Source organism: Paenibacillus catalpae (assembly GCF_900112695.1).
Lineage (GTDB): Bacteria > Bacillota > Bacilli > Paenibacillales > Paenibacillaceae > Pristimantibacillus > Pristimantibacillus catalpae.
On sequence record NZ_FOMT01000003.1, the window covers coordinates 765563 to 781804 of the forward strand.

Sequence of the window (16242 nt, forward strand, 5' to 3'; positions counted from 1 at the left end):
TTATTTGCGTTTGTTATTTCGTGTCTTAAGCATTGCCGGTCTCCGCTTCATAAGGGAAAGGGGGGCACGGAAAAAGAGATCCTTCCAGTCCGTTGCCCGGAAAGGAGATGCCGGGGTTAGATAAGGAACGCCAAAGCTCTTTAATTTGGTCAGATGACTGCACAATAACAAGAAGAACAGGATCGTTCCGAACATTCCGAGAAATGCTGCAAATATCATACCTATAAAACGCAGGATGCGAAGCGTGACTCCAGCGCTGTAAGTTGGAATCGAGAAGGAGGAAATTGCTGTTACCGCAACAACGATGACGAGGAAGGGACTGACAATCCCTGCTTGAACGGCTGCATCACCGATAATGAGACCCCCGACAATGCCCATGGCAGGTCCAATGGGCTTCGGCAATCGAATACCCGCCTCCCGCAATATTTCAATCGAAACTTCCAGGATAAGCACTTCAATCAGCGCGGGAAATGGAACGCCCTGCCTTGTCTCGATAATGGATAGAGCCAGCTCGGTCGGTATCAGACCGGGATGAAAGGCGATTAACGAAATATAGAGCGCGGGACCCATTAAAGCCACGAAGGCAGCGCCAAAACGCAGCATCCGTAGCAGGGAGCTCGGGATCCATCGCTCGTAATAATCTTCAGGAGTTTGCAAAAGCATGCTGAAGGTGACCGGGACGATTAAAGCAAAGGGTGTCCCATCAAGCAAAATAGCAATTCGTCCTTCCAGCAAAGCATTGATAACCCGGTCGGGACGCTCAGTATTCTGAACCTGTTGAAAAGGGCTTAAATAGTTATCTTCGATTAACTGCTCAATATAACCGGAATCTGCAAGAAAGTCAGCATTCAGGTTGCTGACTCGAGTCTGAACCTCCTGCAGCAGATCTGGATTGACGATATCCTTCATGTAGGCAAGCACAAGATCCTTCTGTAATCGCGTGCCGACGCGATAGCTTTTCATTTCCAGCTGGTCGCTAAAGCCCTGGCGGCGCAGCAAAGACGTATTTTCGCTCAATACCTCAGAGAAGCCGATTCTTGGACCTCGAATCAACGCTTCAGACACTGGCTCAGTAATGGATCGATTAGTACCGTTCGGAAATTCTATCAGCAGTCCATGCGGAATGCCTTCAATAAGCAGGCCGGCATGTCCGAACAGTACGGATCGGTTAAAGATATCGATATCGGATACTTTGCTCAGGTTGTTGAAAGGAAGCAATTCTTCAGACTTAACCGTTCCTGCCAGCAAGCCGTCTGTTGCTTCAAACATTAAAAACTCCATAATCCTCATATTAAGTACCCGCTCATTCTGCATGCCATCCACGCAAAACAGTGTACCCCGGGCATTTAGCTTCTTTATCGGGAGTTCTCTGGCATGCAAGTCGCTGTTGGAGCCAATTCTCGAATAGATCGCTTGCAAATCGGTCTGGTAATCTCCGCTGAAAGGCATGACTTCAGGAGTGGAGACTGAGCTTTGAATAGTCTTATTAGTTTCAAGATTCCTTCCGTTTCCAACGAATGAGTGAAGCTTCTTATACATCCTTGTAACCAAGATTGGAACGAGGAGCGCAATTAAAGCCTGACAAAAAACGCTCCAGCTTGGGATATGAACAACGACGGAAGATAGGAATGACAAGGATGGTATTCCCCCTAAGCTGTATTAAGCTATTGTGTCTTTCAAGTTTTCCAAAGTTTTCTTGATTTTAGTCACAAAAAAATATTATTAAACAGAAATTATCAGGCTGTCCAAACAAGCATGCTTCATATACTGGATAAATGTCCTGACCTGGTAGGCGATTAATTCATCCTTCCGGTAGGCCAAGCAAATATGGCGCTGCTGCACTTTCCCCGGCAGCTCGCGCAGCACAAGCTCCTTAGCTTCCACTTCTCTTTTCACGCTCCGCCACGGCAGAATGCCAATTCCGATCCCATGCTTGACGGATTCCTTAATCGTTTCAATTGCGCCAAGCTCCATGCCAACGGTCCATTCCAGCCCATTGTCTCTTGCCCACATATCGGATAATTCCCTTGAGGTTGAGCCATGCTCATGCAGGAGGAAGGATTGTCCCCGCAGATCGTCAATTGAAATGGTCGCTTGATGGGCGAGAGGGTGGCTGTAGGGCAGCACCAGCTTCAGATCATCATCGGCCAGCGGGATAATCTCCAGATCATCATGCGGGCGAACGATTAACGATACAACAGCTACATCAATATCGAATTCTCTCAGCAGCTTCATCACGGTACCGGCCTGCTTCACCGTTAGCTGAGGAATGACTTTGTCATAGCTGGACTGAAAAGCAGCCAGAAACGGCGGCAGGAAATACGTTGCAGGCGTATAGCTGGCGCCTATTTTTAATTGTCCGCGGCCTTGCTCCCGGTGCTCCTTCATCAGCTGGCTGGATTCATCCAATAACGCACAAATCCGTTTGGCATATGGTAACAGGGTTTGTCCCGCATCTGTCAGCCTAAGCTGCCGGGGATGCTTGTAGAACAGCTCTACACCAATGTCTTCCTCGAGTTTTTTCAGGTGAAAGCTGACGGTGGGCTGTTTAAGCTGAAGCTCGGCGGCTACCTCTGTTAAGGTGGACAAGCGGGCTGCATGGGCAAATACGCGAAGCTGCTGAATATTCATTTTTGGTTCATCTCCTTATCTCTTCTGCCATACTATAGATAATTTCGATGAACCTATCAATAAGGATAGATGTTATTTAATGTAATCTTATCATTCACTTAATCTTCCATTTACAATCCCTCGTTAATCTGAGAATGAAAGAAGAAGACATTGGAGGGGTAGAGAAATGGCAAAAGGTTATAGAATGAAGGGTTTTATGCTTGCAAGCGTATTGATGGCAACGGCAGCCCTGTCGGCGTGCGGAAATAACGGCAACAATGAGGCAAACACGGCAGCAACAAACAGTACAAACGCTGCAGCAACGACAGAAGCAAGCACCGAGCCAACGACCGAAGCTGCTGCGGAAAGCCCGGCTGCAGACGCGAGCAAGGATGAGCCGCTTGTCGTGTATTTGAATGACTTTGACGATATTATAAAGCCGATGTTTGAAGAGAAAACAGGCTATAAGCTGGAGATTGTCTCCGGCAACGGCGCAGAGATCGCTTCCCGCATCGAAGCCGAGAAAGGCAATCCGCATTGGGATGTTGTATGGATGGATTCGATGCCAACGATTGACCAAATGGGCAAAAACGGACAGCTGCTTGACAGCTGGCAGCCAAGCAACCTGGATGGTCTGACAGACTTTGCGAAAGGTCTTGTCCCTGCGAACAACACCTACTTCCCTACGGGTGAGCATGCTGCATCCGTTATCGTCTATAACACGAAAGCATTTGACGCAAACAGTGCTCCTAAAACCTGGGATGACCTGATTGATGCGAAGTTCAAAGGTGCAATCGGCATGGCCGATCCGGCAGTTGCGGCACCGGCATATCCATTTGTAGCGTGGTTCTTCCAGTCGGAAGGCATGGACCAAGGCAAAAGCTACTTCGACAGCCTGCTTAAGAACGGTGTGCATGTCTATCCGAAAAACCCGAACGTAGCCAAGGCTCTGACTGACGGTGAGATCAAGGCTGCAGCGCTTCAAGAAAGTAATGCTTACACGCTCAAAAACGCGGGCGAGCCTGTTGATATTATTTGGCCGGCGGAAGGCGCACCGGCTTCGGTACGCGTAGCAGCGATTCAAAAGGAGTCCAAGCATCAGGAAGCCGCAAAAGCATTTGTAGAGTTCCTGCTTGATCCGGCAACCCAGCAGGCACTGATTGATAAAGGTGACGAAAGCTACTTCGAACCATCGGTAAAAGGCGTTAACGCGAAGGCTGACCGTGCGGCAGATGCGAAGCTGGTTGTAGCGGAAGCGGGCTGGGCAGGCGAGCACGAGGGCGAAATTAAACAGTGGTTTGCAGATAAAGCGGTGAAATAATGCTGCGAATTTGGACGCAAGGAAACCGGACTGGCTGGCTCGTGCTGGCCGTCCTGTTTCTTCTTATTCTGCTGCCGCTTATTGCCGTTGTTATCCAAGTACTCCTGCCGGGAGTATTTTTTGGTCATTTCGAGCTGGGTAACCTATCGCTGCTGCTGGACGTATTCCGGCGGCCGCTTTGGTATGTTTCCTTGAAAAACTCCGTCATCCTGGGCATTGGAACGACATTGCTTGGGACGATTCTTGGCACGGCGATCGCCATGGCCAGATCGAATTGGGCCTTCCCGGGTGCAAAGCTGCTTGATTTTGCCGTATGGATTCTTATTATTACGCCTTCGTTTATATTGGCGCAGGGCTGGGTTATGTTTGCTTCCGCCGACGGGCTTGCTGCGCAGTGGCTGGGCTGGCATAGCCTGCATTCGTTTATTTTCCAACCGGTTGGTCTTATCGTGGTCATGACGCTCAGCAAATTCCCTCTCGCCTACTTAACGGTCTATTCGGCGCTCGAGTGGAAGGTTGACCGGCTGAGCGAGGCCGCTCGTTTGTCCGGCGGCTCAAGCTGGACGGTATGGCGGACGATTCAGGCTCCGCTCTTGATGCCGGCTATTTGTTCCGGCGCCATGCTGGTCTTTATGGATACGGTAGGCGACTTTGGTCTGCCGGCGTCGATCGCGACGATATTCCGGTTCCCGACCTTGCCTTATTCGATTTATTCGGCCTTGTATACGTCGCCGATCCGGTTCGATATGGCCGGGGCGTTATCCTTTTATCTCGTATTGCTCATTGCACTGGCGATGAGCGTTCAGCTGTATGCGATGCGGAAGTCACGGTATGATTTCCTGTCCTCGAGGGCTACACGGTCGGAACCTAAGAAACCGCGCAAGGGCGGGATTTATCTCGTTATCGGCAATATTGTATTTCTTGCAGTTGTGATCGGCATTCCATTTGGCTCTAACCTGCTAATGTCTATATCAGGAGGCTCATCGGCAGGCAAGGGACGTGAGCTGACGTTTGAACATTATAAAGCTTTGTTTGCCGGAAATAATGACATGCTGCTCGAAGGGCTGACCCATTCATTGGAGATCGCTGCCGTGGCCGCTGTTATCGGATTGTTCGTTGGTTTCCTTGTCGCTTATGTTCTCACATATTCGCAGTTCAAGCTGCGCAAGACGATTGACGTTATCTCGCTCGTATCGCTTGCTGTACCGGGAATCGTGCTGGGGATCGGTTATATCTTCATCTGGAACCAGGCCTGGCTCGAGAAGATTGGTCTGCTCCTGTACGGAACGCCATGGATTCTGATCCTTGCAAGCGTAGCGGGGGTTATCCCGGTTATTACAAGGGTAGTTGTCGGAGCGATGGCCAAGGTGCCAAGACAGCTGCTCGCGGCGGCGCAGATGCAAGGAGCATCCTTCAGCCAAAGGGTCGTTTCCATCCTGATGCCGTTGATCAAAGGGGCCATGCTGTATGCGGGACTTGCTGCGTTTGGGGCCAGCGTATTTGATCTGGCGATCTCTTCCATCCTGTATCCGCCTAATTTCATGACCCTTCCGGTCGTGATTAATAAAGCGTTTGAGGATCTGCAGTTCGGCTATGCGGCTGCTGCTACGCTGACTGGCGGAGGTCTCGTTATTCTCATCATAGCGGTCATGGAGCTGCTTATTAAACCTTCAAGAAAGCGGGTAAAATCATGACGAATACGATATTGGAAGTTGAGCGGCTGGGCAAATCTTTTGGCTCCCACATGGCTCTGAGAGATATTAATTTCTCCGTCAAGCAAGGCGAGATTATAAGCGTGCTTGGTCCGTCCGGCTGCGGCAAATCAACGCTGCTCCAGCTGATCGCGGGTCTTCAGCAGCCGGACGAGGGAGAGATTCGTCTGCGCGGAACGACGGTTGCATCGGTATCGAAGCTGTTAGCGCCGGAGAAACGCGGCATTAACATGGTGTTCCAGGACTATGCGTTATGGCCCCATATGACGATCTATGACAACATGGCTTATGGTCTCCGGAGGAAAAAGGTTCCCGCTGCCGCTATCCGCGAGCAGCTTGCCGAGCTTGTTGCCCTGCTGCATCTGGAAGGACTGGAGGACCGGCTTCCGCCGCAGTTATCCGGCGGACAGCAGCAGCGTGTAGCAATTGCGCGGGCGCTCGCGACCAAGCCGGATTTGCTGCTGCTGGATGAGCCGCTCTCCAATCTCGATATGCGTCTGCGAATCGAGATGCGTTCCGAGATGGCGTATTTGTTCCGCCAGCTTGGCACGACGGTATTCCACGTGACCCATGATCCGGATGAAGCCTTTGCGATGGCAGACCGTCTCATGATTATGCGTGCAGGCGCGGTTGATCAGATCGACCGCCCGCAAATCTGTTATGACCGCCCTGCAACCTTATCTGCCGCCATGCTGCTTGGGGCAGGCAACCGTCTGACGAGCAAGCTGGTAAGGGAAGGAGAGCATGCGACTGTGAAGATTGCCGGACACGAGATTGTTGGGACTACGCCGGGGTATTCGAAGGTGCTGCAGGCGGAGGCGGTTGATCTGTTATTCCGCCCGGATTCGGCGCTCTGGCAGTCCATCCCGACAGCGGCAGCCAACCAGCTGCCCGTCCATGTCCTGCACAGCGTATTTGAGGGCAAACGGTGGCGGGTGCTTGCAAAGACGGAGGACGGACAGCCGATCTCCTTCCTCCATGACGACTATTTGGATGCCGGACTGGAGGGGAGCCTGCATATCAGCGCTTCCGATGCGTTTGTATTCCCGAAGCAGTCGGCATAATGGGGTAAATAGAAAGAGACAACGGCGTGCAGTTCATGAACGCTGTTGTCTCTTTTTTTATTATGACTAGCACCATAAATGCGGATTAAAAGAAGTACGGCGGGTTTGGCTGCTGAAGATAACCGAACGGCTGTGGCGGGTATTGCTGCTGTGGATAGGGCTGATGTCCATAGGGCCCATATCCCTGCTGTTCATTGGGATAGGGGGAGTAGGGCTGCTGGGCTTCGGGCTCACGGGCCATTTGCTGCGGCTGGCAATTGGCTGGCGGGCCAATAACAGTCGTATCCGTAATAGGTGCAAGCGTTTCTTTGACCATTTGTTCATTCAAGCAATAGGTATGGGCAAGCACGCCGGGAGGCGTCAGACGAAGCATATCGGATACGCCGATGAACTCCGGAACCGGAGCGTCGAAGACGGCAAGCAGATGGGTATTATCAACGGTAGCAATTTCATAATGCGGCCAGCCTTGAGGCACATTGGCTACCTGGCCGGGGAGAATGGGGAAATTAAGCAGCTTTTTCGTAAAAGGGTTAATAATCGATACGACTGCCGAGCCGGAAATACAGTAGACCAGCTCGGAAGCATTTTGATGAATATGCGGCTCTACCACATTCGAACGGCTAAGGTATATATCCAGCAAAGATACATTGCCAAGGGTATTTAACTGTTCAATGGACAACGTGTTGATGAAGTTGCGGTTGTCTTTTTTGAACGTTGTATTCTTGTTCACGTCGTACCAGAACTGCACATTGGGGGAAGTAAAATCCATATAGGATACTGCCACTTGCTCTCCGCCTTTCATAAGGACATCAGGATTGAAGACTAATGGGATATCCTATGCTTACGCCCAATGAGACGTTCGCCTATCTTGTAGACGATGGCCTAGCATTAACCTCCCGCCATATTGTTCACTGCATCCTTGGGCGCATAGACGGATACATAATTGACCATGTCCTTCTTCTTCGAGATGGCGAATTTGATCTGGAAGGTTTCCGAGACGCTGTAAGAGTAATAAAGGTTATTGTCATCATAAGAAGGGGAGTCCGGTTTGCCTAATGCCTGCTCGATGCTTTTCCGCGTCAGCTTTTGCAATTCCGGATCACTTGATCTCACCTCAAAGATCTGGCTGCCTTTATTAAAGCCGAAGATGACCTTCCTGCTCTTATAGGTCCAGTAGTTGCCTTTGCCCGACCAAACGGTCTTGTCCGGCTTTCCCCAATCCTTTTCCACCTTATCTATGACGGTTGTATGGACCGGATATTTGACGCCTTCCATTTTGCCCCGTTTTGCAAGCTTATAAAGGGCTTGAACCTTTTTCTTCTGCTTGGCGATCGTTTCCGCCGTTGCTGTTGAAGACGCTGCATATGGCCTCTGAATAATCGGAGAAGGCGGAGCGGCATGAGGTGGATTAGGGTCAGGCGTCTGTTTGTACGTGTATGTCTGGCTGTTATCGCTATGGCTTGCTGAGCCGCAGCCTCCTAATATGAGGATAGAAGCGGCAAACAGCATAAACAGCATAAAGCCCATTCCGCTGAAAGGTATCCGGTTCAAAATGATCACTCCTAGACGTGATTTTTATCCAGACCTTATTTTTCCCTTTCGCATGAATGGGCATGCGCTATTATTTTTTTATGTTTTCCAAATAGGATTTGCCCGGATACTTGACGACCGGCCATTTCTCCTTCCGCAGAGCGTTCAGCAGCTCCGGTCCGACATGCAGATTATCTCTTACGAGATCTCTTGGGGTCAGCGCCATCCATTGGTTGAGGGAGACATCCATAAACCGGTCGCTCTTGAACATCTCGAGAAACCATAACGACTGGTCGCCGGTGTTCTGGATGTAATGCCCGTATGCAAAGGGAACATAGCCGACATCACCTGCGCGGTAGTCAAAGGTTCTGGCTGCTCCGTTGCCCGCGAAGACGGTCATTCGTCCTTGTCCGGTCAAATAATATTGCCATTCATCATTATTGGGATGCCAATGAAGCTCTCTCATCCCGCCCGGTTTAATCTCGACAAGCGCGGCGGCAATCGTCTTGGCGGCGTGAAAGTTGGTTGAATCTACAATCCTGACCGTACCGCCCGGCGTAACAATAGGAGTCTGCGCGAGCAGACGGTATTTGAAGCTTTGCGGAATGGTACCGTAAGGGGAGTGGACCTGCTGGCTTTCGAGGGATCCGGGAACCTCATCCTGGAAAATGTAGAGCTGATCCGACGGAATGGAGTCGAAGGCAGACTCGGGTACGCCAAAATTGGCGCATAACACATCCTTGGGCGTATGGGCGAACCAGTCGGAGATCGAGAGCGTGTTCAGATCGGAAAATTTGCCGTCGTCAAACACAAGCAGAAACTCACAGCCATGCTCCAGTCCCTGGATAGAATGCGGCAGTCCCGCCGGGAAAAACCACAAGTCGCCAGCTCCTACATCCGCAATGAAATTCCGCCCGTCCTGGTCAACCGACGTAATACGCGCGCTTCCCCAAATCATATAAGCCCATTCGGACTGCTGATGCCAATGAAGCTCACGGACGCCGCCTGGCGTCAAATACATATTTACACCGGCAAGGGTAGTAGCAATTGGCAGCTCGCGTACGGTAATCTCGCGAGACCAGCCTCCCTTGTTGAGCTGCATATGGGTATCGGAGAACGAAAATTTCAGGTTCGGCACAAGTCCATTATCGGTCACGGGAGGACGGAGCATATCGGGATTCTCCAAATCCCGCATAATATCGCGCGGGCCTAGATCAGGACCTCCGGCGCCATCGCTTGGCCGATATGGCTGCGGTACTGTAAAAGGCTCGCTTTTCCCATGCTTCGTGTCAGGGGATGCATTCGAACCGGCAAGAAGATTATTGGAAGCATCGGGATTGCTGCCGGTATTGGAGTCGTTCATACCATTCCCTCCTATATAAGCTATTCAAGCATGCATATGACAGAAGGGTTGGATATTATGAGGCAGGCCGGCAGAAAAAAAGCCGGGCAATCTGCCCGGCGGTTATCGTTTTAGAAATCTGCTGGTCCCATTTTGCCATCTTGGAAATCAACAAAAGCCTGGAACACTTCCTGACGGCTGTTCATCACGAACGGCCCTTGCTGGAAGACAGGCTCGTCTATGGGTTCGCCGCTCAGAACAATAACAACGGTATCATCCGTTTTTCCTTCGATCTCAATGGCTCCATCTGTATTCGTAAAAAGGATGAAGTCGCCTTCGGCTGCTGTTCTGTCGCCATTAATAACGGCGCTGCCTTTCAGCACCATAGCGGCTGTATTGTAAGACGAAGGCAGCTGGAAGCTTGCTTTCCCGCCTGCTTTGAATGAGATATCGAACAGATTAACCGGAGTGAAGGTTTGGGCAGGGCCGGTTACGCCATTGTAGCTGCCGGCAATGACACGAACCGTACCGCCGTCATCGGGAAGCTCGGCATAGCCCATATCCGTTTTCAACAGCTCCTGATATTTTGGCGGATGCATTTTGTGCGCGCGCGGAAGATTGACCCACAGCTGAATCATTTGGAACAAGCCGCCGCGCTCGGAGAAGCTTTTCTCATGATACTCCTTGTGCAGCAGTCCGGAGCCAGCCGTCATCCATTGCACGTCGCCGGGGCCGATAATGCCGTGGTTGCCCTTGTTGTCATGATGCTCGACATATCCTTCATAAGCAATCGTTACCGTCTCGAAGCCGCGGTGTGGATGTGCGCCAACGCCTTTAACCTGGGCACTTGGCGGGAATACGTAAGGCGCATTGTAATCCATCAGAATGAAAGGACTAAAGCGCTGGCCGAAATTCGTGCCCCCTGGAAAATAGTTGGATACCCGGAAGCCGTCGCCGACCATATGGACCGGAGGCCCTTGGAAGACGCCTTCTACTGCACGAAATGTTGTTGTCATGATCGAAGCACTCCTTTATATGAATATTTGTGAGTATTAATTATCTTAAAATAAAGATACTATAAAAAAGTAAGTATGTAAAGAGGGAATCATAAACAAAAAGACAGCTTCCACGCGGGCATTCAGTTGCCAGCAGCTGGGTGGGGAGAATGGCACTGTCTCATAAAGCACAAGCCTTATTGCGATCACAACCATCGAGTGCAAGAGTTCTTAAACAACAATGATACCATCGGGATAACATCTATAAAAAATATGGACATGAGAGGATGGAATGCATGCATTTATTCGCATAAGCACCCATTTAAATTGGAATAATATCTAAATTTTCGTAACATACTATGCCAAATTCTCCAATTAAGGAGGGGAAGTGATGCTGGACAATGACGCACCTGAACAACGGGAAAAACATTTGGATGTCTCACTTATAGATAATATCGCGACAATTAAGAATAAGCTTGGTGACAGTGATGATATTATTGTCAAAAAATTCAAGTGCATGCAAAATTGGCCTGCCGCAACGATTTATATCGATGGACTCGTGGATTCACAGCTGTTGCACAATTCAATTTTACAATCACTCCAATTAAAATTGGAGACTGGGATACATGATTCATCTGATTATTATGATCGCATCGAATATATCCAGCAGAATACGCTTGCTACAAATACCGATACCTTTTGTACATTTAAAGAACTTTATGACCATTTACTTTCTGGTCACGTTATACTGCTCCTAGATAACGAGACAAAGGGTTTATGGATTGATGTATCTGGTTTAAAGGAAAGAAGTGTAGGGGAGCCACAGTCCCATACCGTTGTGCGCGGGCCGATGGAAGGGTTTACTGAAAACCTTCGGACAAATACTGCCTTAATTCGAAGACGTATTCGTGATCCACGTCTTTGGATAGAATCAAGGAAAATAGGAAACGTCACTCATACTAGCGTGGCGTTTTTATATATTAAGGGCATTGCTGATGAAGGAATTATTGATGATCTGAGAAAAAGGCTTGACCAGATTGAAATTGACGGTATTCTTGAAAGCGGCTATATCGAAGAGTTAATTCAGGACAAAATCAAGACACCATTCCCTACGGTATACAATACGGAACGTCCAGATACCATTGCTGCTGGCCTGTTAGAAGGTAGAATTGCTATCGTAGTGGATGGTACTCCATTCGTACTATTGATTCCAGCGTTGTTTGTTCAATTTTTTCAATCACCGGAAGATTACTACCAACGGGCGGACATTAGTACGTTGGTTCGTCTCCTTCGTTATTTGTCTTTTTTTATCGCACTTCTTGCACCAGCGATGTATATTGCGATTTCGACATTTCACCTTGAGATGCTCCCAACAAATCTTATTATTAGCATTGCAGCTCAGAGGGAAGGTGTCCCGTTTCCTGCATTCATTGAGGCTATTCTTATGGAGATTACATACGAAATTTTACGGGAAGCAGGTGTGCGTATCCCTAGGACGATCGGACAAGCCGTTTCAATAGTCGGTACGCTTGTCATCGGACAGGCTGCTGTCGCAGCCGGTGTAGTGTCCGCAGCCATGGTGATCATCGTATCCATTACAGCGATTTCAAGTTATGTTATACCCGAAAACGGCCTATCTATTGCCATAAGGATGTTACGCTTTTGTATGATGTTTCTTGCTGCCTCGTTCGGCCTATTCGGAATCTGGATCGGCTTAATGGCCATCCTCTTCCATTTGACGACTCTAAAGTCGTTTGGTGTTCCATATATGAGTCCTTTCGGACCTTACATTGCCCCTGATATTAAAGACAGTATTTTTAGGATACCTTGGAAACGCATGAAGACGCTGCCTTTATACAATCCCAATATGGATAAGCTAGGGGGCAGGGGGAGCAAGCGCCTGAAGGTTGGTCGTTCCTCAAGAAGGAGAAGGACTTAATTCAAATAATCCTGGTAAAGATTTATCTGTTTACAGGATGTTGAAATCGATATGAATAAAGAGAGTTAGGAATCGCTGTCTCTCCCTAAAGGCTATGCCTAAAAACATTAAACGAGCTTTTTATGATGGGCTCGGTATCGAAGCGATTTATGTTATGCCAGGGATTAAACTATAAAATCAATGTTAGATCAAATATACTGTTGTTTACGAGGGGGATAGCTATGTTAAAAGTGTTAATTGTTGAAGATGAGATGTTTGTACGAATAGGCTTCAAAAATTCCGTGAACTGGGAGAAGTTCGGAATGATGGTTTGTGCCGACGTATCAAATGGACAAGAGGCTTGGGAAATATACTTGAAGATGAAACCAGATATTATTATTACGGATTTGAATATGCCGGTAATGAGCGGGATGGAGCTCATCGAGCAAATACGTCAAATAGATAATAAAACTCGAATCGTCATTCTTTCTTGCCTTGAAGAATTTTCATTAGTACAAAAAGCGATGCGCTACGGTGTATCTAATTATATTTTGAAACTAACAATGGAACCTGAAGAAATTGATGAGGTGTTGGTTAAGGTATCGGAGGAATATAAAAGCCACATGAGGCTTCAGGAAACCAAAGGTGTCATACATAATCCGGATACCCTTAAAGAAAATATCATCAACAATTTTCTTTTTTACCCTTTGTATTCTGAACAGGAATTTACAAACTTAGTCCTTAAACAAAAATTACGTCTCTCTCCTGAAAACTTGATTGTGTCTGTGATGGAAATTAACAATTTCGGTCTTACACGATCGAAATTCAAGGATAGTAAAGGGGAATTGATCCGGTACACCATACTAAATGTTTTAAATGAGATGCTGATTGAGTGGAATCGAGGCGAAGTTTTTGCTGAAAAAGAGGACAGGTACGTATTTCTCTTCAGTTTTATTGATGTTAACAGCCAAAAAGAGATCAGGGAAACACTCCTTGCCTTAATGGATCATATCCGGCGAGTTTTAAATAGATACTTTAACGTCTCGGTAACGTTTGGCATTAGTCGAAAGGGAAATCGTTATGGCGATTTAAAGGCTCTGTTATCAGAAGCAGCAGAAGCTGTTAGTTGGAAGTTTTTCCTTGGGACTGAACGGAGTTTATTTAAAGAAGAGTACAGATGGGATAATTTCCATCTACAGTCGCAAGAAAAAATGGAGAAACTGCTAACTCGCTGGGGAAATGTTTTGCCAGATAAACATGCGGAACGGAAAGCAATCGTCCAGTCGTTCTTTGACTCGGATGTCAAAGATCCGAAACTGTGGATTCAATTATTTGTTCGGTTGCTACTTATCGATTATAATCCTCTGCTTTCTATCGAAGCTAAAGCGTTGGATACGGTTTCTCTTGCAGCTGAACAAGTTTCCCAGTGTGAAACGTTGGAGGATTGCATTCAAACCGTGTATCGGTTGCTTGCAAGCATCGAGCAATGGAATCAGACAAGTCGACAGCTAAGTAAAGAGGTTGGAAAAGCAATAAAATATATACTGGCTCATTATCGTGAGAGCTGTTCCATTTCGGAACTTGCTGATACGCTGCAAGTGTCTCCGAATTATTTAAGTTCACTTTTTCGCAAAGAGACAGCGCTGACGTTTACCGACTACCTCACACAAGTAAGAATCGATAAAGCGAAGGAATTACTTTTGTCGACACAATTAAAATCATATGAAATCGCGGAGTTAACTGGATTTTCAGATGACAGTTATTTTAGTCGTACATTTAAAAATAAGACAGGCGTCAGGCCAAATGAGTTTCGAAAGATGAAAGTTCATGAGGAGAGAGGTCGGGACAATGCGCCATTTGTTGCAAAAGATTAAGGGGCCAGACAGCATTTGGTACTCGATTCGAGTTCGGTTAGTGCTAACACTAATGGGCATTATTTGCATCTTACTAGCGAGTATTTCTTACTACAGTTATTCAAGAACAGTAGATTTGATTGAAATTCGGACACAGGAGACGACTTACCGACAATTTCGACAAACCGAAAATAACTTGCAAAATTTTATGAATGAAGTGGATCAACTTTCAAAAACATTTTTATTAGATGACAGAGTTCAAAAAATACTACTTTGGGAGCCCTTATCTAAACCAGATTTTCTTGGTTTACAAAAGGATATTACGGATCGGGCTATGGAGTATTTCGCCAACTATGATTTTTTAGATTCCCTTTATATATTTGGAGAAACTGGTGTAGTGGTTGGTGGGACTCCACAAAAAAATCAAAGTATTGACGATCCCAATAAAACATATCCCTTTTACCATTCCGAATTGTATAAGCAAATAAAGGAGAAGTTCCCGGTTTTATTTTGGACTGGCGGACACATTTCCACTGATTTTTTACGTATTAATGATACAGTTTCTCGAGCCGAGCCAGAGTACATCATTACAGCAGTCCGGGGTGTAAAACCGATCGAATCCTCAAAAATGAGCGCTTCTATGGTCATTAATATTAAAGAAAGCAAAATGAGCTCCATCTATAGCGCTTTACAGGATTCGTCCAATAGCAAGATGTCAATCGTAGATGATTCGGGACGCATTATTTCAAGTAGTGATCCATCTGATATAGGTAAATCGCATCCGTACTTTAATAAATTTCAAGAGCAACAGGAGTTTGGGAGTTTCTCGGCATCCCGGAATGATAAACAAGAATTAGTGATTTTCTACCGTATGAGTAAAACGGGATGGTATTTGTGCAGTGAAGTACCAAAAGCCGAGTACTTAAAGGATATCGGGAAAATGAAGCAATTATATATTTTTATGTTTCTTATCTCGATCACTTTAATGAGTGTAAGCACCTCCTTTTGGATCAACCGGGTTATGCATCCCCTAAAAGAGCTTGTAAAAGGAATGAAAAACATCGGCCGAGGAAATCTCGGGCTTAAACTTCAACCGGTCGCAGATAAAGAAATACGCTATGTTATTGATCAGTTCAATTCCATGTCAGATAACATCGTCTCCTTGAAGCAAAAAAGCGAAACGGATGAACTGGAAAAACGCCGATTAGAAATTGAGATGCTGCGCGCACAGATTAATCCGCATTTTCTGTATAACACATTGAACACAATTAAATGGATGGCAGTCGTCATTGAAGCAGATAATATCCGGAAATGCGTAACGAGCCTTGGTAATTTGCTACGACCGATTTACTCGGATACTACTCCGATTTGTACGCTTAAAGAAGAAATTTCCTATGTCCAGGATTACATCAATATTATGAATTACCGTTTTGGCGATGAAATTACTTTTGAGATGGCAATCAGTGATCAAGATATGTACTGCAGTACACCGCGATTAATGCTTCAACCAATTATCGAAAATGCTTTGCTGCATGGAAGAATGAAAAAAGGATTGATTCGAATCGAGGCTAAAAAGGAGAAAGGGACGCTGCAATTCTCCATCAAGGATAACGGTGTTGGTATTGAGGAGACTGAAGTTAAAAAAATTAATGAGTACATTCGTACTGGTATGCGAATCGGGGATACCTCTAAGCAATCGGTAGGTTTATTGAACGTGAATAAAAGGATCCAGCTTCACTTCGGTGAAGGCTATGGCTTGCATTTGAAAAGTGTCCTCGGTGAAGGTACCGAAGTTATCGTAACGCTTCCTTATGAATCAGTCCAAAAATCGTAGAATTGTTCATGTATTGGCCCATCAATTCCTTTTAAGATAAATCTATAGAACGAGGAAAGGATC

Annotated in this window: 12 protein-coding genes; 6 read left to right on the plus strand and 6 right to left on the minus strand. The window is 47.0% G+C overall.

The window, feature by feature from the left end:
- Window positions 1-1635 (minus strand): spore germination protein, encoded by a 1635-nt coding sequence (locus tag BM200_RS17015; protein ID WP_245773054.1) that lies wholly within the window; start codon window positions 1633-1635, stop codon window positions 1-3.
- Between the two features lie 87 nt (window positions 1636-1722).
- A complete protein-coding gene (locus tag BM200_RS17020) occupies window positions 1723-2631 on the minus strand; it encodes a LysR family transcriptional regulator (RefSeq protein WP_091187603.1) in 909 nt (302 codons plus the stop codon).
- Between the two features lie 166 nt (window positions 2632-2797).
- Here BM200_RS17020 and BM200_RS17025 point away from each other — a divergent pair, with 166 nt between their 5' ends.
- From BM200_RS17025 to BM200_RS17035, 3 genes are read left to right on the plus strand one after another with little or no spacing between them, the layout of a single operon-like run.
- Window positions 2798-3931 (plus strand): ABC transporter substrate-binding protein, encoded by a 1134-nt coding sequence (locus tag BM200_RS17025; protein WP_091187605.1) that lies wholly within the window; start codon window positions 2798-2800, stop codon window positions 3929-3931.
- Window positions 3931-5625 (plus strand): ABC transporter permease, encoded by a 1695-nt coding sequence (locus BM200_RS17030; protein WP_091187607.1) that lies wholly within the window; start codon window positions 3931-3933, stop codon window positions 5623-5625. Before BM200_RS17025 ends, BM200_RS17030 begins: the two co-directional genes overlap by 1 nt.
- Window positions 5622-6707, plus strand: a complete 1086-nt coding sequence (locus BM200_RS17035) for an ABC transporter ATP-binding protein (RefSeq protein WP_091187609.1) — start codon at window positions 5622-5624, stop codon at window positions 6705-6707. The genes BM200_RS17030 and BM200_RS17035 overlap by 4 nt, the downstream gene beginning before the upstream one ends.
- An 85-nt stretch (window positions 6708-6792) precedes the next feature.
- Here the strand turns inward: BM200_RS17035 and BM200_RS17040 are convergent, their stop codons facing one another.
- The 4 genes from BM200_RS17040 to BM200_RS17055 form a co-directional block, all read right to left on the minus strand.
- Window positions 6793-7491, minus strand: coding sequence for a cupin domain-containing protein (locus BM200_RS17040; RefSeq protein ID WP_245773055.1), 699 nt, complete (start codon window positions 7489-7491; stop codon window positions 6793-6795).
- A 104-nt stretch (window positions 7492-7595) separates the two neighbouring features.
- Complete coding sequence (locus BM200_RS17045; RefSeq protein ID WP_091187610.1) at window positions 7596-8258, minus strand: YjgB family protein; 663 nt, start codon at window positions 8256-8258, stop codon at window positions 7596-7598.
- 70 nt (window positions 8259-8328) lie between these two features.
- The gene (locus tag BM200_RS17050; protein WP_091187612.1) at window positions 8329-9600 is read right to left on the minus strand and encodes an oxalate decarboxylase family bicupin; all 1272 of its coding nucleotides are present in this window, start codon (window positions 9598-9600) and stop codon (window positions 8329-8331) included.
- Window positions 9601-9710: 110 nt separating this feature from the next.
- Entirely contained in the window at window positions 9711-10595 is an 885-nt protein-coding gene (locus BM200_RS17055) for a pirin family protein (protein ID WP_091187613.1), read from the minus strand.
- 370 nt (window positions 10596-10965) lie between these two features.
- Here BM200_RS17055 and BM200_RS17060 point away from each other — a divergent pair, with 370 nt between their 5' ends.
- From BM200_RS17060 to BM200_RS17070, 3 genes are all read left to right on the plus strand, one after another.
- Window positions 10966-12513: a spore germination protein gene (locus BM200_RS17060; protein ID WP_091187615.1), complete on the plus strand. Its 1548-nt coding sequence runs from the start codon at window positions 10966-10968 to the stop codon at window positions 12511-12513.
- A 221-nt stretch (window positions 12514-12734) separates the two neighbouring features.
- Window positions 12735-14366, plus strand: a complete 1632-nt coding sequence (locus tag BM200_RS17065) for a response regulator transcription factor (protein ID WP_175532899.1) — start codon at window positions 12735-12737, stop codon at window positions 14364-14366.
- Window positions 14341-16179 carry a cache domain-containing sensor histidine kinase gene (locus tag BM200_RS17070; RefSeq protein WP_175532900.1) on the plus strand — a complete coding sequence of 613 codons (1839 nt, stop codon included), beginning with the start codon at window positions 14341-14343 and terminating at the stop codon, window positions 16177-16179. Before BM200_RS17065 ends, BM200_RS17070 begins: the two co-directional genes overlap by 26 nt.
- The last annotated feature ends 63 nt before the right edge of the window (window positions 16180-16242 follow it).